This window comes from Streptomyces sp. NPDC015346, from assembly GCF_043078785.1.
GTDB lineage: Bacteria > Actinomycetota > Actinomycetes > Streptomycetales > Streptomycetaceae > Streptomyces.
In genome coordinates, this window is the sequence record NZ_JBIBTW010000009.1 from 102,579 (window position 1) to 125,829 (window position 23,251).

Below are 23,251 nucleotides of genomic sequence, written 5' to 3' on the forward strand. Positions count from 1 at the left end.
CGGCGCCCGCCCCTCCCGACATCGCCACCCCACAGGACACAGGAAAAGGAACAGGACCCACGATGACCATCAACTCGACCGAGAAGGACGAGACCGTCGTCGGCACGATCTTCCCCGAGGCCACGGTGAAGACCGACGCGATCGACCGGATCCACGCACCCTCCCGCGAGGAGTTCACGCGCGAGTACGTCTACAAGCGCAAGCCCGCCGTCATCACCGGCCTGATGGACTCCTGGCCGGCCATGGAGCGCTGGAGCCTCGACTACTTCCGCGAGCACTTCGGCGACCTGGACATCCACGCCAACCTCCAGCGGCTCGACAACGAGCTGATCCTCGGCAACGTCGGCGGCTTCCGCGGGATGAAGCTGGCCGCCCTGCTCGACGAGATCGAGAAGAACACCGACGACAACCGCGCCTACTACCTGCGCGCCTACCCCGTCCACCGGATGGTCGAGCACTACCCGGGGCTCGCCGACGACTACGACCTCCCCGACCTGGCGCCGAACTGGGCCGACATCCGCTTCAAGGCGGACTGGCGGACCGGCACGGTCAACCCGGCCAGGCTCCTCGGCCTCTACCTCGCCAAGACCTTCCTCAACCGGGGCGGCGGCAAGGGCGCCCCGCGCGAGACCGTGTCCTCCCGCGTCGCGGCCGTGATGTTCGTCGGCAGCAAGGGCACCGTCACCCCGTTCCACAGCGACGGCATGCAGACCGCGGCCTACCTGAGCCAGGTCGTCGGCCGCAAGCGCTGCTACTTCGTCTCCCCCGACCAGCACGAGAAGCTGTACCCGCGCCCGTTCCGCCGCCAGTTCGGCATGGCGCAGGTCGACTACCGCCGCCCCGACCTGACGCGCCACCCGCGCTTCAAGGACGTGGTCGTCGAGGAGACCGTCCTGCACCCGGGCGAGACGCTGTACGTCCCCAGCGGCTACTGGCACGCCATCGAGGCCATGGACACCTCGATCTCGTACAGCCACCAGATCGTCGGCGAGGACAACGCCCTCGGCTGGCTGACCTGCATCCCCGAGCGCTACCTGGCCCAGATGTACTTCAAGTCCCAGGGCGGTCTGCGTAACGTGACCGGCGCCAAGGACTGGGACGACTGGGCCTGACGGTGAGCACACCTGCGAGCACGGCCACCCCCGCCGGCCGGAACCTGCTGCGGGACCGCGACTTCCTGCTGTTCGCGGGCGGCCAGGGCGCCTCGGCGCTCGGCGACGCGCTGAGCAAGACCGCCCTGCCGCTGCTGGTCCTGGCCCTCACCGGCTCAGGACTGCACATGGGCCTCATCGCCATGCTGACGGCGCTGCCCATGATGCTGCTCGGCGTCGCCGCAGGCGCCTGGGCCGACCGTTTCGACCGGCGGCGGATGATGCTCTGGTCGGACGTCGGGCGGGCCGTGCTGGTCGGCGTGGTGCCCGTGGCCGCGGTGCTCGACCTGCCGATGCTGCCGGTGCTGTACGCGATCGCCGTGCCGGTCGGCGTGCTGTACGCCGTCTTCGAGGCGGCCTGCCTGTCCTGTGTGCCGTCTCTGGTGGGCCGCGACCGGCTCGGCGAGGCCAACTCGCTGCTCTCGATCGGCAACGCGCTCGGCTACATCGCGGGACCCGCGCTCGCCGGTGTCCTGGTGACGGGCATCGGCGGGGCGGGCACCTTGGGCGTCGACGCGCTGACCTTCGCGGTGTCGGCGGTCTCCCTGATGCTGATCCGCCGGCCGCTGCAGAGCGCGCGGGAGCACGCGCCCGCGCCGATGCGCCGGCAGGTCATGGAGGGCTTTCGGTTCATCGCCGGGCACCGGCTGCTGCGGGCGGCGCTGCTCTACTGGGCGGCGATCACGTTCTTCACAGCGCCGATCATCATCTGTGCCACGTACTTCATCCGCGAGGATCTCGGCTGGTCGCCCGGCGTGCTGGGGGCGATCATCGCGGTCTACGCCGTCGGCGCGATCGCCGGCGCGGTGCTCGCCTCGCGGATCAAGGAGGCGTCCGTCGCGGTCATGTGCGCGGGCACGGTCCTCGGCAGCGTCGGACTGCTCGTCCTGAGCGGCACCGCGTCGCTGCCGCTGGCGCTCGGCGTCGTCCTGCTCGCGGGCGGCGGGGAGTCGCTCTCCGCGATCCTCTACAGCACCCTGCGCGCCCGGCTCACCCCGGACGAACTCCTCGGCCGCGTGACCACGACCGCCCAGGTCGCCGCGTTCAGTCTGAAACCCCTGTCCGTCCTGGTGGCCGGCATCGCCCTGGAGGCGACCTCCGGCTCCGTGACCCTGGCCGTGATCGCGCTCTCCTGCATCGCGATCAGCGTCGCCTTCGGCGGCCTCAGCCGCCGGCTTCCGACGGCGGCCCCCGAGATCACCCTCCCCCCAACCACGAACACTCCGAACACCCCGACCCTTACACCCCAAGAGGTAGTGCGATGACTGTGACCACCGTGGAGCCCGAGTACGTCGTCGTCGTCAACGACGAGGAGCAGTACTCGATCTGGCGAAGCGACCGCGAGCTGCCGGCCGGCTGGGAGGCCGACGGGCCGTCCGGCACCAAGGACGAGTGCCTCGACCACATCGAGACGGTGTGGACCGACATGCGTCCGCGCTGCGTGCGGGGCTGATCGGCCGTCATGACGTTGCTCAGAAGGCTCAGCGCCGGTGACGGGACCAGCCGGATCGTGTGTCTGCCCTACGCGGGCGGCAACGGGACGGTCTACGAGAGCTGGACCGCGTGGCTCCCCTCCGATGTGGAGCTGTGGGCACCCGACCTGCCCGCCCGCGAACAGCGGATGCTCGAAGCGCCCGTGGAGGACATGGAGCTGCTCGTCGCCACCCTGGCCGACGAGCTCGCCGCGGACGGACGGCCGACCAGCCTGTTCGGGCACAGCTTCGGCTCGCTGGTCGCGTTCGAAGTGGCCCGTCGGCTCCAGCGGCGGGCGCTCCCGGTGAACTGCCTGGTCGTCTCCGGGATGCCGGCGCCCCAGGTGCTGCCCGACAGGCGCGCGCCCACGGACACCGAGATCCTGGCGAACCTCCGTTCGCACGGTGTGGCACCGCCGGAGTTCTTCCAGCAGCCGGATCTGCTGGAGCTCGTCATGCCCGGCCTGCGCGCCGACTACCGGATGGCGATGGGCTACCGGTACCGGGACGGCGAGAAGCTCTCGGCGGGTGTGTTCGCCCTGGGAGGCACCGACGACCCCGGTGTGCCGGCCGAAGGGCTGGCGGCCTGGGCGGAGCAGTCCGAGAACGGCTGCCCGACCCGGATGTGGCAGGGCGGACACATGTATCTGCTGAATCACGCCGAGGAAGTCGCCGCATTCGTGATCGGCTGCCACATGCGGTCGATCGGCCGCTCCCTGCAGTCACTGGAAGGATGAACATGGAAACACGCACGATCACGGTCGCCGGCGGCTCGCTCCACACCGCCAGCAGCGGCGCACCGGCCGCCCCCGCCACCGTCATGGTCCACTCGGGCATCGCCCACGGGGAGATGTGGTCCCCACTGCTGCGGGCGCTCGGCGACGAGGTGTTCGGTGTCGCCTACGACTGCCGCTGCTTCGGCCGGTCCACGACGACGCTCGACGGCGAGTTCTCGGACATCGACGATCTCGCGAGCGTGCTCGACGCTTACGGACTGGAGTCCGCCGTCCTGGTGGGCGAGTCACGGGGCGCGCGGCTCGCGATCGACTTCGCGCTGGCCCACCCGGAGCGGGTCGGCGGGCTCTTCCTGCTCGCGCCCGACGTCTCGGGTTTCGACAGCCCGGTCGCGGACGACGAGCGCCCGCTGCTCGACGCGGTCGAGGCGGCCGAGGAAGCCTGGGACGCCGCCGAGACGGCCGACACCGCCCGGACGGTCGAGGAGCTGATCGCGCACGAGGTACGGCTGTTCGTCGACGGACCCGGCCGTGAACCGGAGCCCGCGCGCGCCGCCGTACGCGAGACGGTCGCCGACATGCTGCGGCTCAACTACACGCAGCAGAAGGACACTCCCGGCTTCGTGAAGCCGGAGCCCGCGGCCGGCCGGCTGGCGGAGCTCGGCTGCCCGGTCCGGGTCCTCGTCGGGGACGCGGACACCGCCGGCATGCGGGCCACGGCACAGGAGATCGAGAACGCCTGTCCGCAGGCCTCGCTCGTACGGGTCCCGGACGCCGCGCACGCCCTCACCCTCGAGCACCCGGAGACGGTCGAGCGGGAACTGCGCGCGTGGTTGCGGGAGATCAGGGGCGCGGGGTCATGACCGAGGGGGCAGGCACGGCGGTGAGCCCGCTGAAGTCCGGGGCGGACGAGGGTGTACGGGACGGGGCAGGCGCGCGGTCCGTACGGGACGAGGCCGGCGACGTGCGGTCCGTACGGGACGGGACCGGCGACGCGCGGTCCGGCCTCGACGATGTTTCACGTGAAACACCGCCCCTCGTGGGTGTCGCGAACCGGCCCGGTCTCGGCCGGTTCGCCGTCACCTGGGCGGTCCTTGGCCTGCTCCTGGTCGTCGCCTTCGGCGTCGCGCACTGGGCGACCCGTCCCGCGCCCGACGGCGAGGCCGGCCGTGCCGCCCTCGCCACCACCCAGCGTCTCGAAGACCTGGGCCCGCACGTCGCGGGGAGCCCCCAGGTCGCCGAGGCGCTGGACATCGTCGCCGGCGAACTGGAGACGGTCCCGGGCCTTCAGGTGGAACGGCAGCGCGCCTCTGGCTCGTACCGCTTCCACGACCGCGCCGTCGACTACAGCGTCGAGAACGTGATCGCCCGCCAGCCCGGCGACTCCGACGACGCCCTCCTTGTGAACGTCCACGTCGACTCCGCGATGGAGGGGCCCGGCGCCGCCGACGACGGCGTCAACGTCGGCGCGCTGCTCCAGGCCGCGCGTCAGCTGGCCGGACAGGACCACCACCGCACGGTGATCTACCTGTTCAATGGCGGCGAGGAGGTCGGCCTCACCGGGGCGGACGCGTTCACCCGGCACCCGTGGGCGGCGGACGTCCGCTGGTTCCTGAACCTGGAGGCCGTCGGGTCGGGCGGACTGCCCATCCTGTTCCAGGCGGGCCAGGACGACGGTCGGCTGATCGAGCTCGCGGGCAACACCGAACGGCCCTACGGCTCGGTCCTCGGCCAGTGGCTGTTCCAGGCGGGCCTCATCAACTCCGACACCGACGCCCGGGTGTGGCGCGCCCAGGGCTGGTCCGGCCTCGACTACGCCCTCTTCGAGGACGGCTACCGCTACCACACGCCGAACGACCGGGTCGAGGGGATCGGCGCCGGATCGGCGCAGGCGGTCACCGACCTGACCGTCCGGTTCGCCTCCGACGTGACCGGGTCCGCCGACCTGAACGACCCTCGGCCCGCCCCCTACTACTTCGACGTGCTGTCGCGCTGGTGGGTGACGTTCGACCCGCTGATGACGAAGATCGGCACGCTCGCGCTGCTGCTGGCCCTGGCCGCGCTGTCCTGGCGGGCCTGTCGGGTCTGGGACATTCGGCCCGGCCGGGTGGCCGCCACCGCGGGCGCCGCGCTGCTCGGTCTCCCGGCGGCCGTGCTCACGGGCGTCGTGGTGGGTGCGGCCCAGTCCCTGGCCGGCCCGCACTCCTGGTTCGCGCACCCGTGGCTGGTCCATCTGGTGACGCTGCCCCTCGTCGTCCTCGGCGCGCTGGCCCCCCAGCTGCTCCTCGAGCGCAGGCGCCGCGCCCTGGACGGCACCCGGCGGTCGGCGGCCCGAACCGCCTTGCTTGCCAACGCCTGGGCGGTGGCCCTGCTCGGGGCGCTCACCGCCTGGCTCGGCGTCGGACCCGGCTACCTGCTGTGGGTCGCCTCCGCCCTGCTCGTCGTGTCGATCGCCGGCTTCCTGGTGCTGCCGGGCCACTGGCGTGCGGTGCCGCTGCTCGTGAGCGCGTTCGTGTCGTTCGTGCTGATCGCCCAGTTCACCTGGAACCTGTTCGAGCTGGCGGTCCCGATGATGGGCCGGATGCCGACCGCCATCCCCATGGACGCGGCCCTCGCTGTGGCATCCGTCCTCGTCGCCGTCCCGCTGGCGCTGATCCTGGCGCCGTTCGCCGTGCACGCGGGGCGGCCGCCGCGCCGGTCCGGGCTCGTGCTCGCGGCGTACACCGTCTGCGGACTCCTCGTCGTCGGCCTCACCTCGCCGTACGACAGCGCGCACCCCAAGCTGGTGGAGCTCTTCCAGGAGCAGACCGACGGCGAGGAGGCGCGGATCGTGCTGGAGGGCCGCGACTACCTCACGCCCCAGAAGCTGGGCGTCGTCGACCAGGTCGCACGCGACACCGGGCTGCGGGCCCGCGACGGCGCGCTCACCGCGCGGAAGGTGTCCGTACCGGAGGGGACCGTCTCCTTCGCCACCGCCGGTACGACCGCGCCCGTCCGGATCACCCTCGGCGCGAACCGTGCGGAGCTGATCAGGATCACGGTGACGGGCCCCGGCCTCTCCGTCGGCGGCCGGTCCTTCGACGGCGGCGAGGCGGTCGTCGACGTCGTCGGCCGCTTCGACGGCCACACGGTCACGGTCGCACGCTCCGGTCCGGTCGAGATCCAGGTCGACCAGGTGTTCCTGCGGACCGGGGAGGACGCGAAGAAGGCCCTCGCGGCGCTGCCGGACTGGACGGTGGGCCACGCGCAGACGGTCGTCCAGCGCACCTGGGCGGACCGCCGTTCCTGAACGGGTCCGCTACCGCTGTGGCGCCGACGGAGATGGTACGACCATCGCCCTCGGCGCCGGCGGCGTTCTCAGATTCCTTCTGTCCACGCGGCCGGCAGCCGGTAGGTCAGGTCGGCTTCGACGGTCGCCACATCCATCTGGGCCTTCTGCAGCGAGCCGGAGAAGTCCCAGTTCATCGACTGCCAGCGGGTGAACTGGTCGAGCACCCAGACGCCGGACTGGCGGCTGCCGTTGCCGGACTTGCCGTTCCCGCCGAACGGGAGGTGGGCCTCCGCCCCCGAGGTGGAGTTGTTCACGCTGACCATGCCGGCGCCGATGCCCTGCCGGAAGCGGAACGCGGTGGCCGGGTCGCTGGTCCAGACGGCGGCGGAGAGCCCGTAACCCGGGGTGTTGGCCAGCTCGATCGCCTCGTCGAGCGTCCGGTACGTGGTCACGCCGACGATCGGCCCGAAGGTCTCCTCCAGGAAGATCCGGTCCGTGGGGCGGACCCCGTCCACCAGTACCGGGTGGTAGTACAGGCCGTCCGACGGGTCACCGACGAAGCCCTCCCTGGGCGACTCGGCCGTGATCCTGCCGACCGCGCTCGAACCCAGCACTGTGTGGTGGGCGTCGATCCAGCTCAGCGTGGACTCGTAGGAGCGCGCGAACTTCTCGTCCAGCAGCGGGCCGTAGACGACGCCTTCGGAAGGCTCGCCGACCGGCGCGGAGCGCACCGCCTCGGCGAACCGGCGCACGAACTCGGCGTGCACGTCCTCGTGCGCGATGACGGTGCCCAGCGAGGTGCAGCGCTGGCCCGCCGTGCCGTAGCCGGAGAACAGCGCGGCCTGCACGGCCAGGTCGAGATCCGCGTCGGGCGCGATGACCATCGGGTTCTTGCCGCCGAGCTCCAGACACGGCGTCTGCAGGTGGCGGCCGCACAGCTCACCGATCCGCCGGCCGACCAGCGTCGAGCCGGTGAATCCGACCTTGTCCACCAGGCCGCGGCTCAGTGCGGCCTCCAGCCCCTCGAACGTGGTCTCGCCGTCGGCGTAGACCAGGTTGAGGACTCCGGCCGGCACCCCCGCCCGCCAGGCGAGTTCGGCCAGGGCGCGCGCGGTCGCGGCCGCGTACTCGGCGGGCTTCCACACCACCGCGTTGCCGCACAGCAGGGCCGGGGCCAGGTACCACGACGGCACCGCCACCGGGAAGTTCCCCGCCGTCACGATGACTGCCACCCCGACGGGCATCCGGTAGGTGAACAGCTGCTTGTCGGGCATCTCCGAAGGCACCGTGTGCCCGTACAGTCGCCTGCCCTCGCCGAGGAAGAACTCGCAGGTGTCGATGATCTCCTGGACCTCGCCCAGTGCCTCCGCGTACGTCTTGCCCACCTCGCGGGTGACCAGCCGGGCGAGGCCCTCCTTGTTCGCCTGCACCAGGCGGCCGAAGGCCCCCACGACCTGCCCGCGCACCGGGGCCGGCACCCGCGCCCACTCGCGCTGTGCCTCGCGTGCCGCCGCGCAGGCGGCCTGGAAGGTCTCCGCGTCGGCCGGCCGGACCTCGGTGACGACGTCGCTCAGGCGCGCCGGGTTCCGGGAGGTGTAGGTGACGCCGTCCCCGGCGATCTCCTTGCCGTCGATCACCGAATTCAGCACAGTCGGACCCGCCACCTGGATTTCCTCTCACCATGTCGAATGCGGCCGCGAGTATAGCCCTCGGCACATGTCAGCCGGGGAAGCGGAGGAACTCCGGTGGGACGGCCTCCGTCAGCCAGACGCCGTTGGCGCTGACGTGGAAGACATGGCCGGCCCGGTGCATCGCGCCGGCGTCCACGGCCAGGACGACGGGGCGGCCGCGCCGTGCGCCGACCCGGGTCGCGGTCTCCCGGTCGGGGGAGAGGTGGACGTGGTGGCGGGACATGGGGCGCAGGCCCTCGGTCCGGATCGCGTCCAGGTGGGCGGCGACCGTACCGTGATAGAGGTACGCGGGCGGTTCGGCGACCGGCAGGTCGAGGTCGACCTCGACGGTGTGGCCCTGGCTGGCGCGGATCCGCGTGCCCTCGATCGCGAAGCGTTTCTTGTCGTTGGTGGCGACGGCATGGTCCAGCTCGTCGCGGGTGATCGGGAAGCCGTGCTCGGCCGCCGCGCGCAGGAGCGCGTCGATCTCGGTCCAGCCGTTCGGGTCGAGGACGAGTCCGATCCGCTCGGGCTGATGGCGCAGATGCCTCGCGAGGTACTTCGACACCTTCACGGTGCGTCTGTCGTCCATGGCTCGACCATTCAGTTCGGGCTGAGATGTTTGATCCACAGCGAAGTGTAGTTATCCACAAGGGAAGGGGAGGATCTGTGGACAACAGACGGGTGAAGTGAAGGTGTTTGGGCTACTCAGCCCCTTCCTTCGTGCTTGTCGTCAGAGCGTCCAATGTGCGGGTCTGTACCTCACGTTCGGCCGCCGCCGTGATGAACGCGGCCACGTTCTCCGCGCCGACGAGGCGCTGTACGGCCCGGATCGTGCCGGAGGGCAGGACGACCGGGCGCGGCTCGTCGTCCCGTACCGGAGGAGGATCGGGCGAGAGGTGATGCCGCAGATGGCGGGTGGCGAACAGCCGCATCGCCCGCGCCAGTTCGGCGTCCACCGTCTGTTGGGCCAGGGGTCTGAGTCGGCGCACCATCGTCGCCGCGGCGGCAGCGTCGGCGTCCGTCGGCGGGCGATGCTCCAGGTAGCGGGCGAAGACGTGCTCGGTCGTGAACTCCAGGAAACGGGAGGCGATGTGCTCGACCTGGCCGCGAAGCTCCCGCAGGTGCCCGGAGATCGCCTGGAGCGGGACGCCGGCCGCGTACAACTCGGCCGCCACCGCCAGCTCTTGCGGACTGGGCACAAGGAACTCGTCCTCCCGGCCCGCCACCCGCTCCAGCACACCGAGCTCGATCGCCTCGCGGATCGCGTCCTCGTCCGGCTTGCCGCCGAACGTGGCGTCCAGCTCCTCGCGGGAGATCCGGTCGGCCTCCTCATCCGTCCACGGGCCGTCGACCTCGGCGACCAGACCCAGCACACCGCCAAGGCCGCGCCCCGTGTCCCAGGCCTCCAGCAGTTCCTTGATGGAGGCCAGGGTGTAGCCGCGGTCCAGCAGATCCGCGATCTGCCGCAGCCGCGCCAGATGCGTGTCCCCGTACACATTGGACCTGCCCCGGCGCTCCGGTCGCGGCAGCAGGCCGCGGTCCTGGTAGGCGCGGATCGTGCGGACCGTGGCACCGCTGTGGTGGGCCAGATCCTCGATCCGGTACTCCGCCGGGGACGGCTGCCCGCCCCCGGCCGACTGTGCTGACTGCTCCGACAAACCCGCTCCCACCGCTCCCACCGCCCGCCCCGCCTGTCCGTCCGCCGGCCTCAAGCGCGCCCGGCGTGGCTCCGCTCGATCACGCCGGCGGCTCCAGACGCGCTATCGCGCGCAGGGTCCTCGGGGCGAAGCGTGACATGAAGTGGGCACCGCGCGCCTCGGGGGTGACCGGGACGACGGCCTCGTTGCGGACCACCGCGCGCAGGATCGCGTCCGCGACCTTCTCCGGAGGATAGTTGCGCAGACCGTAGAGCCGGGAGGCCTTCCGCTGCCGGCGCTTCTGCTCCTCCTCGCCGACCCCGGCGAACCGGGCCGTCGCGGTGATGTTGGTGTTCACGATGCCGGGACAGATCGCCGAGACGCCGATGCCCTGACCGGCCAGCTCGGCACGGAGGCACTCGCTCAGCATCAGCACGGCCGCCTTGGACGTGCTGTACGCCGGCAGGGCGCGGGAGGGCTGGAACGCGGCCGCCGAGGCGATGTTGACGATGTGGCCGCCCTGGCCGCGCTCGGCCATCTGCCCGCCGAAGATCCGGCAGCCGTGGATGACGCCCCAGAGATTGACGTCGAGAACCTTCCTCCACTCCTCGCTGGTCGTCTCGAAGAACGAGCCGGTCAGGCCGATGCCCGCGTTGTTGACCAGGACGTCGACCGTCCCGTGGTCGCTCGCCACCTTCGCCGCGAGCTTCTCCATGGCCTGCTCGTCGCTGACGTCGACGGTCTCCCCCCACGCCGCGGGGGCGCCGATGAGCCGGGACATCTCGGCCGTCCGGGCCGCGCCCTCGCCGTCCCGGTCGACGGCGACGATCCGCGCGCCCGCCTCGGCGAACGCGAAGGCGGTGGCCCGTCCTATGCCGCTGGCCGCGCCGGTCACCAGGACCAGCTGGCCGCCGAACCGCTCCGCGTACTCCGGTCGGACCCCGCTCTTCGCCACCGTCCTCGGCGCCTTGGTGGACGGGTCCTCGTTCGCCCGGACGAACTCGCCGATCCAGGCCGCGAGCTGGTCGGGCCGGGTGCGCGGAACCCAGTGCTTGGCCGGCAGGGAACGACGGGTGAGGTCGGGCACCCAGGCGGCGAGGTCGTCGTAGAGCCGCTCGGAGAGGAAGACGTCACCGGTCGGCGTGATCAGCTGCACCGGCGCGTGCGCGTACGCGTCGGCGCGGGGGCGGCCGAGCCGTGCGCGGACGTTGTCCCGGTAGAGCCAGGCGCCGTGCGCCGCGTCATGGGGCAGGGAGGGCGTCGGATAGTCGCCGGCCGGGACCTTCTCGACCCGCTGGAGGATCTTCGGCCACCGCTTGCCGAGCGGGCCGCGCCAGGCCAACTCGGGCAGCACGGGCGTGTGCAGCATGTACACGTACCAGGACTTGGCGCCCTGGCCGAGGAGCTGGCCGATCCGGCGCGGGGTGGGCCGGGCCATGCGCTGCTTGATCCAGTGCCCGAAGTGGTCGAGGGACGGGCCGGACACCGACGTGAACGACGCGATCCGGCCCTCCGTGCGCGGAACGGTCACGAACTCCCACGACTGCACCGAGCCCCAGTCATGACCGACGAGGTGCACGGGCCGACCGGGGGAGACCGCGTCGGCCACCGCCAGGAAGTCGTCCGTCAGCTTCTCCAGGGTGAAGCCGCCGCGCAACGGTGTCGGCGCCGTGGAGCGGCCATGGCCCCGGACGTCGTACAGCACCACATGGAACCGCTCGGCGAGCCGGTGCGCGACCTCCGACCAGACCTCCTTGGAGTCCGGATAGCCGTGCACGAGCACGACGGTCGGCCGGCTCTCGTCGCCCAGCTCGGCCACGCCCAGCTCGATCCCACCCGTACGGACCCAGCGCTCCCGCGCCCCCTTCAGCCCGGCCATCACACGTCCCTCTCGTTCCAGCGCCGCACGTGCGGCAGATCGTCGTCCAGCCAGAACGCGCTCTGTTCGGGGTCCTTCGAGTCGGTGACGACCAGGATCTCCTCGAACTTCGCGCCCGTCCCCCGGAACCCGAGGTGCGGCTCGACCGCCCACAGCCCCGGCCGGGGCGGGTGGTCGGAGAACTTGTACGGCGACCAGAGCGGCGACCAGCCGTCGCGGTGGCCGTGCACGGCGTCGCTCGCCAGCCCCTTCAGCGACTGGGTCCCGAAGCCGAAGAGCGTCGGCGACCAGCGGCGCTCCCTGACCCGGTCGATCTTGTGGGCGATCACGCCGAAGGGATACGCGCGGTGCCGGTTGGCGTACCCCTGGCGGACCATGAGCCGGTCCACGTCCTCGTAGATCTCCCGCAGCGAGCGCCGCTCGCGCACCCGGCTCAGAATCAGCTCGCGGTGCGCCTTGAGATCGGCGAGCAGCTTGTCGTGCAGGGGGTTGAGGCCCAGACAGCCGGAGTAGCCGATGTCCGAGGTGTAGCCCTTGTGGACCGGGGCCATGTCGAGGATGAACGGCATCCCCGCCTCCAGGCGCCGGTTCGTGGGAAAGAACTGGAGCGGGATCTTGAAGTCCACGAAGGCCGTGCGGTCGCCGAACCAGGCGAAGGGCCGGTGGAACCAGTCCCGCACCCCCCGTTCGTACAGCCAGTCCCGCTGCATCTTCGCGGCCTCGCGCTCGGTCACTCCCGGCCTGAGCTGCGCCGCGACCGCTTCCGCGCACTCGTAGGCGAGGCGCTGCACTTCCCTGAACCCCCGCAGGTCCGCGGCCGGTTCGCTCGTCACTGCTGAGGCCCTTGTCATTGCTGAGGCCATGCCACCCCGCCCGTCCGATGTGAGCGTACGCGTGCGCTACGTGTCCGTAACTTGACACTGATGAATGTGACAATGCTCGACGGCTGCGTCAAGGGTCGTGCGTGAGCCTGTGGAAAACGACGGTGCCGAACGACTTTGGTCTCGACTCCCCTACGGGTTCGTACGCCTGGAGTCGGATACGGATCGAGCCGTTGGGCTGACGACCGCTGTGGCGCGCGCCACTACCGTCGAAGCGTGACTGTGATCGCCACCGAAAGCCTCAGCAAGCGGTTCCCCCGGGTGACCGCTCTCGACCGGCTCTCCCTGGACATCGGGCCCGGTGTGACCGGACTGGTGGGTGCCAACGGAGCCGGTAAGTCCACGATGATCAAAATTCTGCTCGGGCTGTCCCCCGCCACGGAGGGCCGGGCCGAGGTGCTCGGCCTGGACGTCTCCACCTCGGGCGCCCAGATCCGCGAGCGGGTCGGCTACATGCCCGAGCACGACTGCCTCCCGCCGGACGTCTCGGCGACCGAGTTCGTCGTCCACATGGCGCGGATGTCGGGCCTGCCCGCCACCGCCGCCCGCGAGCGGACGGCCGACACGCTGCGCCACGTCGGCCTGTACGAGGAGCGGTACCGCCCCATCGGCGGCTACTCCACCGGCATGAAGCAGCGGGTGAAGCTGGCCCAGGCGCTGGTCCACGACCCGCAGCTGGTCCTTCTCGACGAGCCGACCAACGGCCTCGACCCGGTCGGCCGCGACGAGATGCTCGGCCTGATCCGCCGGGTCTGGACCGAATTCGGCATCTCGGTCCTGGTGACCTCCCACCTCCTCGGCGAGCTGGAGCGCACCTGCGACCACGTCGTCGTCATCGACGGCGGCCGGCTGCTGCGCTCCAGCTCCACCAGCGACTTCACCCAGATCACCACGACCCTCGCGGTCGAGGTGACCGACTCCGACACCCACCCCGACGGCACGGCGATACTGCGAGCGGCCCTCGCCGCCGCCGGGGTCACCCTGCACGAGGGCGTCGAGGACGGACTGCCCGGCGCGGGCCACATCCTCCTGGTGGAGGCCGCCGGCGAGGAGACGTACGACCTCGTCCGCGACACCGTCGCCGACCTCGGCCTCGGTCTCGTCCGCATGGAGCAGCGCCGCCACCACATCGCCGAGGTCTTCCGCGCCGATGGCTCCCAGGAACAGCAGCAGGAGGTGCCGACGCGATGAGCTCCCCGACCCAGACCCCCGAGACCACCCGCATCCACAACATCGGGTACCGCAACTACGACGGGCCGCGCCTCGGCCGTGCGTACGCGCGCCGGGCGCTGTTCTCCCAGTCGCTGCGTGGCGCGTACGGACTGGGCCGCAGCGCCAAGTCCAAGGTGCTGCCGATGATCCTCTTCGCGGTGATGTGCGTCCCCGCGCTGATCATCGTCGCCGTGGCGGTCGTCACCAAGGCGCCCAAGCTCGCGATCGAGTACACGCAGTACGCGATCTACCTCCAGCTCGTCATCGCCATCTACCTGGCGGCCCAGGCGCCCCAGTCCGTCTCCCGCGACCTCCGCTTCAGGACGGTGCCGCTGTACTTCTCGCGGCCGATCGAGCGCGTGGACTACGTCCTGGCCAAGTACGGCGCGATGGCCTCGGCGCTCTTCATCCTCACCGCCGTCCCGCTCCTGATCCTCTGGATCGGTTCGCTGCTCGCCAAGCTCGACTTCGCCACCCAGAGCAAGCTCTTCGGCCAGGGACTCGTCTCCGTGGCCCTGCTCTCGCTGCTCTTCGGCGGGATCGGCCTGGTCATGGCGGCGCTCACCCCGCGACGCGGCTTCGGCGTCGCCGCCGTGATCGCCGTGATGGTGATCTCGTACGGCGCGGTCTCCACCCTGCAGGGCATCGCCTACGGCACGGACAACGTCGACGCCATCAAGTGGATGGGCCTCTTCTCGCCGATCACCCTCGTCGACGGCGTGCAGACCGCGTTCCTCGGGGCACCGTCCGCCTTCCCCGGCGGCGCGGCCGCCGCTCCGGGTGCCGGAGCCGGCGCGGTCTACGTGCTGGTCGTCCTCGCGCTCATCGCCGGCTCCTACGGCGTCCTGATGCGCCGCTACCGAAAGGTCGGGCTGTGACCACGATCAACATCGACCACACCTCGCGGTGGTTCGGAAACGTCGTGGCCGTCAACGACGTCACCATGACGATCGGCCCCGGTGTGACCGGCCTCCTCGGCCCCAACGGCGCCGGGAAGTCCACCCTCATCAACATGATGGGCGGCTTCCTCGCCCCCTCCACCGGCACGGTCACCCTCGACGGGCAGCCGATCTGGCGCAACGAGTCCGTCTACCGGCAGATCGGCGTCGTGCCCGAACGGGAGGCGATGTACGACTTCCTCACCGGCCGCGAATTCGTCCTGGCCAACGCCGAGCTCCACGGGCTCGGCGCCAAGGAGGCCCAGGACGCCCTCGCCACGGTCGAGATGGAGTACGCGCAGGACCGGAAGATCGCCACGTACAGCAAGGGCATGCGGCAGCGCGTGAAGATGGCCTCGGCCCTCGTCCACGAGCCGTCCGTGCTCCTGCTCGACGAGCCGTTCAACGGCATGGACCCACGCCAGCGCATGCAGCTGATGGACCTGCTGCGCCGCATGGGATCGGCCGGCCGCACGGTGCTGTTCTCCTCGCACATCCTGGAGGAGGTCGAGCAGCTCGCCTCGCACATCGAGGTGATCGTGGCCGGACGGCACGCCGCCTCCGGTGACTTCCGCAAGATCCGCCGGCTCATGACCGACCGGCCGCACCGCTATCTCGTACGGTCGAGCGACGACCGTGCGCTGGCCGCCGCGCTCATCGCCGACCCGTCCACGGCCGGCATCGAGGTCGACCTGGCGGAGGGCGCGCTGCGCGTTCAGGCGGTCGACTTCGGGCGCTTCACGGAGCTGCTGCCCCAGGTCGCCCGGGCGCAGGGCATCCGCCTGCTGACGGTCTCGCCCTCGGACGAGTCCCTCGAATCGGTCTTCTCGTATCTCGTAGCGGCCTGAAAGGAGCCTGACCGATGTACAACCCCACAGTCGCCCGGCTCACCTACCGGGCCCTGCTCGGCCGCCGACGGGCGCTGATCCTCTTCGCACTCCCCGCGCTGCTGCTCCTGATCGCCGCGGCGGTACGGGCGTTCAACGGCGCGGACGACCAGATCGCGGCCGACGTCCTCGGCGGGTTCGCGCTCGCCACGATGGTGCCGCTGATCGGTGTCATCGCCGGCACGGGCGCGATCGGCCCGGAGATCGACGACGGTTCGATCGTCTATCTGCTGTCCAAGCCGGTGAAGCGCCCGACGATCATCTTCACCAAGCTGATCGTGGCGATCGCCGTGACGATGGTCTTCTCGGCCGTCCCCACGTTCCTCGCGGGCATGATCCTCAACGGCAACGGCCAGCAGGTGGCGGTGGCGTACACCGTCGCGGCGCTGGTCGCCTCCATCGCCTACAGCGCGCTGTTCCTGCTGCTCGGCACGGTCAGCCGCCACGCGGTGGTCATCGGCCTGGTCTACGCCCTGGTCTGGGAGGCCCTCTTCGGCTCCCTGATCTCCGGGGCGAAGACGCTCAGCGTGCAGCAGTGGGCGCTGGCGGTCGCCCAGAAGGTCAGCGGCGAGGGTCTGGTCACCTCGGAGGTCGGCCTGTCGACGGCGCTGGCGCTGCTGATCGGCGTGACGGTCGCCGCGACCTGGTACGCCGGCCAGAAGCTGCGGACGCTGAAGCTGGCGGGCGAGGAGTAGGCCCCCCGGCCACCGGCGGCGGGGCCTGAGGCCCGGGGCGACAGGCGTCGCGGGCCCGGTCGGCCCCGGATTACTGTGGGGGCCGTACGCGGACACGAACCCTCACCACCTTCGGGAGTCAGTCATGTCAGACCGCTTCGACGTCGTCGTACTCGGAGCTGGCCCCGGCGGCTACGTCGCCGCCATCCGCGCCGCCCAGCTGGGCAAGCGGGTCGCGGTCGTCGAAGAGAAGTACTGGGGCGGTGTCTGCCTGAACGTCGGCTGCATCCCCACCAAGGCGCTGCTGCGCAACGCCGAGCTCGCCCACATCTTCAACCACGAGGCCAAGACCTTCGGCATCAAGGTTGACGGCACGGTCTCCTTCGACTACGGCGAGGCGTTCCGCCGCAGCCGCACGGTCGCGGACGGCCGGGTCAAGGGCGTCCACTTCCTGATGAAGAAGAACGGGATCACCGAGTTCGACGGCCGCGGCACCTTCGTCGACGCGAACACCCTCCAGGTGGCCAAGGCCGACGGCACCTCGCAGACGATCACCTTCGACAACTGCGTCATCGCCACCGGCGCCACCCCCCGCCTGCTCCCCGGCACGGCCCGCAGCGAGCGCGTGGTGACCTTCGAGGAGCAGATCGTCGCCGAGGACGTCCCGCAGTCGATCATCATCGCCGGTGCCGGCGCGATCGGCATCGAGTTCGCGTACGTCCTGCACAACTACGGCGTGAAGGTCACCATCGTCGAGTTCCTCGACCGGATCGCGCCGCTGGAGGACGCGGACGTCTCCAAGGAGCTGGCCAAGCAGTACCGCAAGCTCGGCATCGACGTCCTGACCTCCACCCGCGTCGAGACGATCGACGAGTCCGGCCCGCAGGTCCGCGTCACGGTCACCGGCAAGGACGGCGCGCAGAAGGTGCTGGAGGCCGACAAGGTCCTTCAGGCCATCGGCTTCGCGCCGAACGTCACGGGCTACGGCCTGGAGAACACCGGTGTCGCGCTGACCGAGCGCGGCGCGATCGAGGTCGACGGCCGCTGCCGCACCAGCGTGCCGCACATCTACGCCATCGGTGACGTCACCGCGAAGCTGATGCTCGCGCACACCGCCGAGTCCATGGGTGTCGTCGCCTCCGAGACGATCGCGGGCGCCGAGACCATGGAGCTCGACTACCCGATGATCCCGCGCGCCACCTACTGCCAACCGCAGATCGCCAGCTTCGGCTGGACCGAGGCGCAGGCGCGGGAGAAGGGCTTCGACGTCAAGGTCGCCAAGTTCCCGTTCACGGCGAACGGCAAGGCGCACGGCCTCGGCGACTCGACCGGCTTCGTGAAGATCATCAGCGATGCGAAGTACGGCGAGATCATCGGCGCCCACCTGATCGGTCCCGACGTCACCGAGCTGCTGCCCGAGCTGACGCTGGCCCAGCAGTGGGACCTGACCGTCCACGAGGTGGCGCGGAACGTCCACGCCCACCCGACGCTGGGCGAGGCCGTGAAGGAAGCGATCCACGGCCTTGCCGGACACATGATCAATTTCTAGTCGAGCCCTCGCCGCCGGGTGGCGAACCGTCCCGACCGACCGATCAGGTCGGGGGGCGTTCGTCACCCGGTACGCATGTCCGGCCGCTCGTCGGAAAACCGTTGGTCCCCGAACCTCCGTCGCCCGCACAATAGTTCGGCGGGGAAGGGTCTGCGGAGTCACGAGACCGGGGAGGAGCGCGACGTCGACCGACACCGGTTCGAGCCGGAGTCGGAGTCCGTCGAGCTTCCCGCAGGGCGGCGCATCCAGGGGGTGTCCCTCGGCGCCGCTGGGGCGGCCGCTTCGAGCGCGCGGATTCTCCGCGCGGGCCGCCCCACCTCCGCGGGATCGGCCGGGTCAGGAGTGCTGCGCGAGCAGACGCTCCAGTACGACCGCGATGCCGTCCTCCTCGTTCGAGGCCGTCACCTCGTCCGCGACCGCCTTCAGCTCGTCGTGGGCGTTCGCCATCGCCACGCCCCGCGCCGCCCAGCCGAACATCGGGATGTCGTTGGGCATGTCACCGAAGGCGATCGTCTCCGCCGCCTTCACCCCCAGCCGGCGCGCCGCGAGCGACAGGCCGGTCGCCTTGCTCAGACCGAGCGGCAGGATCTCCACGACCCCGGCGCCCGCCATGACGATGTCCACCAGGCTGCCGACCGTCGCGCGGGCGACCCGCGCCAGCTCGTCGTCCGAGAGCGTCGGGTGCTGGATGTACACCTTGTTGAGCGGGGCCGACCAGAGCTCCGCCGGGTCCTCGAAGGCGCGCACCGGCAGGGGCCCCTCCAGGACGCGGTAGTCCGCGCCCACCAGGACCTCGCCGTCGAGACCGTCCCGGCTGGCGGCGAGCGCCAGTGGGCCGACCTCCGCCTCGATCTTCGACAGCGCCAGACCGGCCAGCTGCCGGTCGAGCGTCACCGAGGTGAGGAGACGGTGCTCGCCCGCGTGGTAGACCTGCGCGCCCTGACCGCACACCGCGAGCCCGTCGTACCCGAGGTCGTCGAGGATGTGCCGCGTCCAGGGCACGGCCCGGCCGGTGACGACGATGTGCGCCGCCCCCGCCGCCACCACGGCGGCGAGAGCGTCACGCGTCCGGTCCGAGACCGACTCGTCGGCCCGCAGCAGCGTGCCGTCGAGATCGGTCGCGACGAGCCGGTAGGGGAAGGAGGTCACTTGGGGATCGGCTCCAGGAGCTCACGGCCGCCGAGGTACGGCCGCAGCACCTCCGGCACCCGCACCGATCCGTCCGCCAGCTGGTGGTTCTCGAGGATCGCCACGATCGTGCGCGGTACGGCGCACAGCGTGCCGTTCAGCGTCGCCAGCGGCTGGACGACCTTCTTGCCGTCGCGGTCGTCCCGCATCCGGACCGACAGCCGCCGCGCCTGGAAGCCGTCGCAGTTCGACGCCGAAGTCAGCTCGCGGTACTTGCCCTGCGTCGGGATCCACGCCTCGCAGTCGAACTTCCGCGAGGCCGAGGAGCCGAGGTCGCCGGTGGCCACGTCGATGACCTGGAAGGGCAGCTCGAGGCTGGTCAGCCACTGCTTCTCCCACTCGAGGAGCCGCCTGTGCTCGTTCTCGGCGTCCTCCGGCGCGACGTACGAGAACATCTCGACCTTGTCGAACTGGTGGACCCGGAAGATGCCCCGGGTGTCCTTGCCGTACGTGCCCGCCTCGCGGCGGAAGCAGGGCGAGAAGCCGGCGTAGCGCAGCGGCAGCTTGTCCGCGTCGATGATCTCGTCCATGTGGTACGCGGCGAGGGGCACCTCGGACGTACCGACGAGGTAGAAGTCGTCCTTCTCCAGGTGGTACACGTTCTCCGCGGCCTGGCCGAGGAAACCGGTGCCCTCCATGGCGCGCGGGCGGACCAGCGCCGGCGTCAGCATCGGGATGAACCCGGCCTCCGTCGCCTGTGCGATCGCCGCGTTGACGAGGGCGAGCTCCAGCAGCGCGCCGACGCCCGTCAGGTAGTAGAAGCGCGAGCCGGAGACCTTGGCGCCGCGCTCGACGTCGATGGCGCCCAGCGCCTCGCCCAGCTCCAGGTGGTCCTTGGGCTCGAAGCCCTCGGCCGCGAAGTCGCGGACGGTGCCGTGCGTCTCCAGGACGACGAAGTCCTCCTCGCCGCCGACCGGCACGTCCGCGTGGACGATGTTGCCGAGCTGGAGCAGGAGGGCGCGCGCGGTCTCGTCGGCCTCGTTCTGCTCGGCCTCGGCGGTCTTGACGTCGGACTTGAGCTGCTCGGCCCGCCGCAGGAGCTCGGCGCGCTCCTCGGGGGTGGCCTTGGAGATCAGCTTGCCGAGCGTCTTCTGCTCGGAACGGAGCTCGTCGAAGCGGACGCCGGACGACCTGCGCCGCTCATCGGCGGAGAGCAGGGCGTCGACGAGCGCGACGTCCTCTCCACGGGCGCGCTGGGAGGCGCGAACACGGTCGGGGTCCTCACGGAGCAGGCGAAGGTCAATCACCCCACCAGGCTACCGGTGTGGGCTCGCGGCCCCCCACCCGATATCGGCTTGCGTGTCGCTTTGCCCGAATTAGGGGAGTTGAGACAGGATTGGGGCGAGAGCGAGCCCCGGCTGGTAAACAGCCTCCCCATTCGTCAATAAATGACTCATCCGCCCCCTGAACGGGGCGGATCGACCTGTGCGGCTTGACCGAACCCGCTTGTGGATCACGGCACTTCTCCACAGGAGAGCGCGGATCCGTCGGGTTATCCACAGGCTGTGCGGAAGTTCTGTGGATTCCGGAGAAGATCGTCCGGAATGGGGCGCGTCGGCCTCGGAATTCTCCGATCAAACCTCCCTCAGACACTCATTCGGGTGGGAATTCCTCGCCCTAAAGAGTTGATCAAGGGAATTGAGGTGACACAGCCCGCCCTGCGTCATGTGGACGGATGGGGGGTGGCTAGGGCGATTTGTCGACTGTGTCGGCATGCGGTGTCGACTTGTCCCCAGGTCGAGAGGTCAGCCTGTGGATAACTTCTGTGGGTAACCGAAAAGTATGCAGGTAGGACTAGTGGTTCACACCTGTGGACGACCGCGCCCGCCAGAGGGAGCGGTCGGGCACTCTCGGGTCAGGCCCGACCGTCCTGGGCCCTCGCCAGCCAATCGGAGGCCGCCATGAACTCCTCGTCCGACGTCCCGCGCCGCAGCGCTCGGACGTCCTGCACCGCCACGCCCGCCCTCGGGTACGACCCGAGGAACCGCACCTTGGGGCAGATCCGCTTCAGCCCCATCAGCGCCTCGCCCACGCGCCGGTCCGCGATATGGCCCTCGGCGTCCACGGCGAAGCAGTAGTTGCCGATGCCCGCGCCCGTCGGGCGGGACTGGATCAGCATCAGGTTGACCCCGCGCACCGCGAACTCCTGGAGGAGTTCGAGGAGGGCGCCCGGGTGGTCGTCGCCCAGCCACAGCACCACGGAGGTCTTGTCCGCCCCCGTCGGCGCCGCAGGCCGGGCCGGCCGGCCCACCAGGACGAAGCGCGTCTCGGCGTTCTCCGCGTCGTGGATCTCGGTTTCCAGGGCCTCCAGGCCGTAGGTCACCGCCGCGAACTCGCCCGCGAAGGCCGCGTCGAAGCGGCCCTCCTGCACGAGCCGCGCCCCGTCCGCGTTCGACGCGGCCGACTCCCACAGGGCGTCGGGCAGGTGGGCACTGAGCCAGTTCCGCACCTGCGGCTGGGCCACCGGGTGACCGGTGACCGTCTTGATCTCGGACAGCTTCGTCCCGGGCCGCACGAGCAGCGCGAAGGCGATGGGGAGGACCACCTCGCGGTAGATCATCAGCGGCTCGCCGGAGGCCAGCTCGTCCAGGGTGGCGGTGACCCCGCCCTCCACCGAGTTCTCGATCGGTACGAGAGCGGCCGCGGCCTGCCCGTTGCGTACGGCGTCCAGGGCGGCCGGGACCGAGACCATCGGGACCAGCTCGCGCGTCGCGGCCTCGGGCAGCGTACGCAGCGCGGCCTCCGTGAAGGTGCCTTCGGGACCGAGATACGTATACCGGGTGGCTGACATACGGTCACCCTAATAGGCGCCCGAGCCGTCGGCCCCCCGCCCGGACGGGCTCATGACTCCAGGAGCCGCTGACCCACGTATTCGCCCTCGGCCGCCCCACCCGGGACGGCGAAGAGACCGCTCGCCTCGTGCCGGACGAAAGCCGACAGCGCGTCCCCCCGGTCGAGCTTGCGCTGCACCGGTACGAAGCCGCGCAGCGGATCGGCCTGCCAGCAGATGAAGAGAAGCCCGGCGTCGGGAGTCCCGTCCGGGGCGATCCCGTCGTGGAAGGAGAACGGCCGCCGCAGCATCGCCGCTCCGCCGTTCTGTTCGGGGGCGGAGATACGGGAGTGGGCGTTGTCCGGGATGACGAGCTTGCCGTCCGGTCCGACCTTGTTCAGGTCGAGCTCGGTCGTCTCCGTCCCGCCGGTCAGCGGCGCCCCGTCCGACTTCCGCCGGCCGATGACCTTCTCCTGCCGGTCCAGCGGCAGCTTCTCCCAGTCGTCGAGGAGCATCCGGATCCGGCGTACGACGGCGTAGGAGCCCCCCGCCATCCACTCCTGCGCGCCCGAGGCCTCCGCCGGTACGAAGATCCGCCGGTCGAAGTCGGGATCGGTCGGCTTCGGGTTGCCGGTCCCGTCCACCTGCCCCATGAGGTTCCGCGCGGTCATGGGGCGCGCGGTCGCGCCCGCCGACCGGTTGAAGCCGTTCATCTGCCAGCGGACCTTCGCGGCCGAGCCGGCGTCCTTCTGCAGCGCGCGCAGCGCGTGGAAGGCGACCAGCGCGTCGTCCGCGCCGATCTGCACCCACAGATCGCCCTCGGAGCGCTTCGGGTCCAGCGCGTCGGCGGAGAAGGCGGGCAGCGGGTCGAGCTGCGTCGGGCGGCGCGCGGTCAGGCCCGTACGGCCGAAGAAGGAGTGGCCGAAGCCGAAGGTGACCGTCAGCGAGGAGGGGCCGGCGTCCAGGGCGATACCGGTGTCGTCGGTGGCGGGCTCGCCCGCCATCAGCGCCTTCGCCGTGGCCGACCAGCGGCGCAGCAGCGCGGCGGCCTCCTTGCGACCGGCGCCGGGCGCCAGGTCGAAGGCGATCAGATGGCCCCGGGACTGAAGCGGAGTGGTGATCCCCGCTTGATGTTTCCCGTGAAACATCGCCTCCGTCGCACCGACGGTCGTCAGCGCCGGGACATCGGAGGCCGTGGAGTCGGGGCCGGAGACCGCCGCGTACACGCCGGCGCCACCGGCCGCGCCGAGCGCGAGTCCGGCGGCGCCCGCCGCGCCGACGGTGCCGAGCAGGCGCCGCCGGGAGAGTTCGAGGTTGTCGTCGTCAGGCACGCGG

The 23,251-nt window shown here is 70.9% G+C and carries 20 protein-coding genes; 11 read left to right on the forward strand and 9 right to left on the reverse strand.

The genetic code is table 11. The features are described from left to right. Positions 1–62: 62 nt before the first annotated feature. The 6 genes from ACF06X_RS28995 to ACF06X_RS29020 are packed head-to-tail and all read left to right on the forward strand — an operon-like array spanning position 63 to position 6,646. Positions 63–1,112, forward strand: a complete 1,050-nt coding sequence (locus ACF06X_RS28995) for a cupin-like domain-containing protein (protein ID WP_392290267.1) — start codon at positions 63–65, stop codon at positions 1,110–1,112. A 2-nt stretch (positions 1,113–1,114) separates the two neighbouring features. Then, on the forward strand, positions 1,115–2,416 hold the full coding sequence (locus ACF06X_RS29000) for an MFS transporter (RefSeq protein WP_392290268.1): 1,302 nt from the start codon (positions 1,115–1,117) through the stop codon (positions 2,414–2,416). Then, positions 2,413–2,604, forward strand: coding sequence for an MbtH family NRPS accessory protein (locus tag ACF06X_RS29005; protein WP_351211084.1), 192 nt, complete (start codon positions 2,413–2,415; stop codon positions 2,602–2,604). The genes ACF06X_RS29000 and ACF06X_RS29005 overlap by 4 nt, the downstream gene beginning before the upstream one ends. 9 nt (positions 2,605–2,613) lie before the next feature. Further along, entirely contained in the window at positions 2,614–3,360 is a 747-nt protein-coding gene (locus ACF06X_RS29010; RefSeq protein WP_392290269.1) for a thioesterase II family protein, read from the forward strand. A gap of 2 nt (positions 3,361–3,362) precedes the next feature. Beyond that, positions 3,363–4,220 (forward strand): alpha/beta fold hydrolase, encoded by an 858-nt coding sequence (locus ACF06X_RS29015; RefSeq protein WP_392290270.1) that lies wholly within the window; start codon positions 3,363–3,365, stop codon positions 4,218–4,220. Beyond that, entirely contained in the window at positions 4,217–6,646 is a 2,430-nt protein-coding gene (locus ACF06X_RS29020; protein WP_392290271.1) for a M28 family peptidase, read from the forward strand. The genes ACF06X_RS29015 and ACF06X_RS29020 overlap by 4 nt, the downstream gene beginning before the upstream one ends. A 68-nt stretch (positions 6,647–6,714) precedes the next feature. Here the strand turns inward: ACF06X_RS29020 and ACF06X_RS29025 are convergent, their stop codons facing one another. From ACF06X_RS29025 to ACF06X_RS29045, 5 genes are all read right to left on the reverse strand, one after another. Further along, on the reverse strand, positions 6,715–8,292 hold the full coding sequence (locus ACF06X_RS29025; RefSeq protein WP_392290272.1) for an aldehyde dehydrogenase family protein: 1,578 nt from the start codon (positions 8,290–8,292) through the stop codon (positions 6,715–6,717). Positions 8,293–8,347: 55 nt separating this feature from the next. Next, positions 8,348–8,890 (reverse strand): RNA 2'-phosphotransferase, encoded by a 543-nt coding sequence (locus ACF06X_RS29030; RefSeq protein WP_392290273.1) that lies wholly within the window; start codon positions 8,888–8,890, stop codon positions 8,348–8,350. 112 nt (positions 8,891–9,002) lie between these two features. Further along, positions 9,003–9,959, reverse strand: coding sequence for a MerR family transcriptional regulator (locus tag ACF06X_RS29035; RefSeq protein WP_392290274.1), 957 nt, complete (start codon positions 9,957–9,959; stop codon positions 9,003–9,005). A gap of 79 nt (positions 9,960–10,038) precedes the next feature. Further along, complete coding sequence (locus ACF06X_RS29040; protein WP_392290275.1) at positions 10,039–11,817, reverse strand: SDR family oxidoreductase; 1,779 nt, start codon at positions 11,815–11,817, stop codon at positions 10,039–10,041. Next, positions 11,817–12,668 (reverse strand): M24 family metallopeptidase, encoded by an 852-nt coding sequence (locus tag ACF06X_RS29045; protein WP_392290276.1) that lies wholly within the window; start codon positions 12,666–12,668, stop codon positions 11,817–11,819. The genes ACF06X_RS29040 and ACF06X_RS29045 overlap by 1 nt, the downstream gene beginning before the upstream one ends. A 252-nt stretch (positions 12,669–12,920) precedes the next feature. Between ACF06X_RS29045 and ACF06X_RS29050 the strand changes: the two genes are divergently transcribed. The 5 genes from ACF06X_RS29050 to lpdA all read left to right on the forward strand — a co-directional run bounded on the left by ACF06X_RS29050 (position 12,921) and on the right by lpdA (position 17,958). Next, on the forward strand, positions 12,921–13,889 hold the full coding sequence (locus ACF06X_RS29050) for an ABC transporter ATP-binding protein (RefSeq protein WP_392290426.1): 969 nt from the start codon (positions 12,921–12,923) through the stop codon (positions 13,887–13,889). Next, the gene (locus ACF06X_RS29055) at positions 13,886–14,788 is read left to right on the forward strand and encodes an ABC transporter permease (RefSeq protein WP_392290277.1); all 903 of its coding nucleotides are present in this window, start codon (positions 13,886–13,888) and stop codon (positions 14,786–14,788) included. Before ACF06X_RS29050 ends, ACF06X_RS29055 begins: the two co-directional genes overlap by 4 nt. Next, positions 14,785–15,696 (forward strand): ABC transporter ATP-binding protein, encoded by a 912-nt coding sequence (locus ACF06X_RS29060; protein ID WP_392290278.1) that lies wholly within the window; start codon positions 14,785–14,787, stop codon positions 15,694–15,696. Before ACF06X_RS29055 ends, ACF06X_RS29060 begins: the two co-directional genes overlap by 4 nt. A 14-nt stretch (positions 15,697–15,710) precedes the next feature. Continuing rightward, entirely contained in the window at positions 15,711–16,430 is a 720-nt protein-coding gene (locus ACF06X_RS29065; protein WP_392290279.1) for an ABC transporter permease subunit, read from the forward strand. 124 nt (positions 16,431–16,554) lie between these two features. Continuing rightward, positions 16,555–17,958: a dihydrolipoyl dehydrogenase gene (lpdA, locus tag ACF06X_RS29070; protein WP_392290280.1), complete on the forward strand. Its 1,404-nt coding sequence runs from the start codon at positions 16,555–16,557 to the stop codon at positions 17,956–17,958. 336 nt (positions 17,959–18,294) lie between these two features. Here lpdA and ACF06X_RS29075 read toward each other — a convergent pair whose 3' ends face one another. The 4 genes from ACF06X_RS29075 to efeB form a co-directional block, all read right to left on the reverse strand. Next, a complete protein-coding gene (locus ACF06X_RS29075) occupies positions 18,295–19,107 on the reverse strand; it encodes an HAD family hydrolase (protein ID WP_392290281.1) in 813 nt (270 codons plus the stop codon). Next, on the reverse strand, positions 19,104–20,393 hold the full coding sequence (serS, locus tag ACF06X_RS29080; protein WP_392290282.1) for a serine--tRNA ligase: 1,290 nt from the start codon (positions 20,391–20,393) through the stop codon (positions 19,104–19,106). The genes ACF06X_RS29075 and serS overlap by 4 nt, the downstream gene beginning before the upstream one ends. Before the next feature lie 608 nt (positions 20,394–21,001). Next, a complete protein-coding gene (pheA, locus tag ACF06X_RS29085; RefSeq protein WP_392290283.1) occupies positions 21,002–21,937 on the reverse strand; it encodes a prephenate dehydratase in 936 nt (311 codons plus the stop codon). Positions 21,938–21,987: 50 nt separating this feature from the next. Further along, positions 21,988–23,247, reverse strand: a complete 1,260-nt coding sequence (gene efeB, locus ACF06X_RS29090) for an iron uptake transporter deferrochelatase/peroxidase subunit (protein ID WP_392290284.1) — start codon at positions 23,245–23,247, stop codon at positions 21,988–21,990. Positions 23,248–23,251 lie beyond the last annotated feature (4 nt).

Coding starts and splice junctions, on each gene's coding strand:
- ACF06X_RS28995 (WP_392290267.1), top strand. CDS start 63: ATGACCATCAACTCGACCGAGAAGGACGAGACCGTCGTCGGCACGATC.
- ACF06X_RS29005 (WP_351211084.1), top strand. CDS start 2,413: ATGACTGTGACCACCGTGGAGCCCGAGTACGTCGTCGTCGTCAACGAC.
- ACF06X_RS29010 (WP_392290269.1), top strand. CDS start 2,614: ATGACGTTGCTCAGAAGGCTCAGCGCCGGTGACGGGACCAGCCGGATC.
- ACF06X_RS29015 (WP_392290270.1), top strand. CDS start 3,363: ATGGAAACACGCACGATCACGGTCGCCGGCGGCTCGCTCCACACCGCC.
- ACF06X_RS29020 (WP_392290271.1), top strand. CDS start 4,217: ATGACCGAGGGGGCAGGCACGGCGGTGAGCCCGCTGAAGTCCGGGGCG.
- ACF06X_RS29030 (WP_392290273.1), bottom strand. CDS start 8,890: ATGGACGACAGACGCACCGTGAAGGTGTCGAAGTACCTCGCGAGGCAT.
- ACF06X_RS29040 (WP_392290275.1), bottom strand. CDS start 11,817: ATGGCCGGGCTGAAGGGGGCGCGGGAGCGCTGGGTCCGTACGGGTGGG.
- ACF06X_RS29045 (WP_392290276.1), bottom strand. CDS start 12,668: ATGACAAGGGCCTCAGCAGTGACGAGCGAACCGGCCGCGGACCTGCGG.
- ACF06X_RS29055 (WP_392290277.1), top strand. CDS start 13,886: ATGAGCTCCCCGACCCAGACCCCCGAGACCACCCGCATCCACAACATC.
- ACF06X_RS29065 (WP_392290279.1), top strand. CDS start 15,711: ATGTACAACCCCACAGTCGCCCGGCTCACCTACCGGGCCCTGCTCGGC.
- lpdA (WP_392290280.1), top strand. CDS start 16,555: ATGTCAGACCGCTTCGACGTCGTCGTACTCGGAGCTGGCCCCGGCGGC.
- pheA (WP_392290283.1), bottom strand. CDS start 21,937: ATGTCAGCCACCCGGTATACGTATCTCGGTCCCGAAGGCACCTTCACG.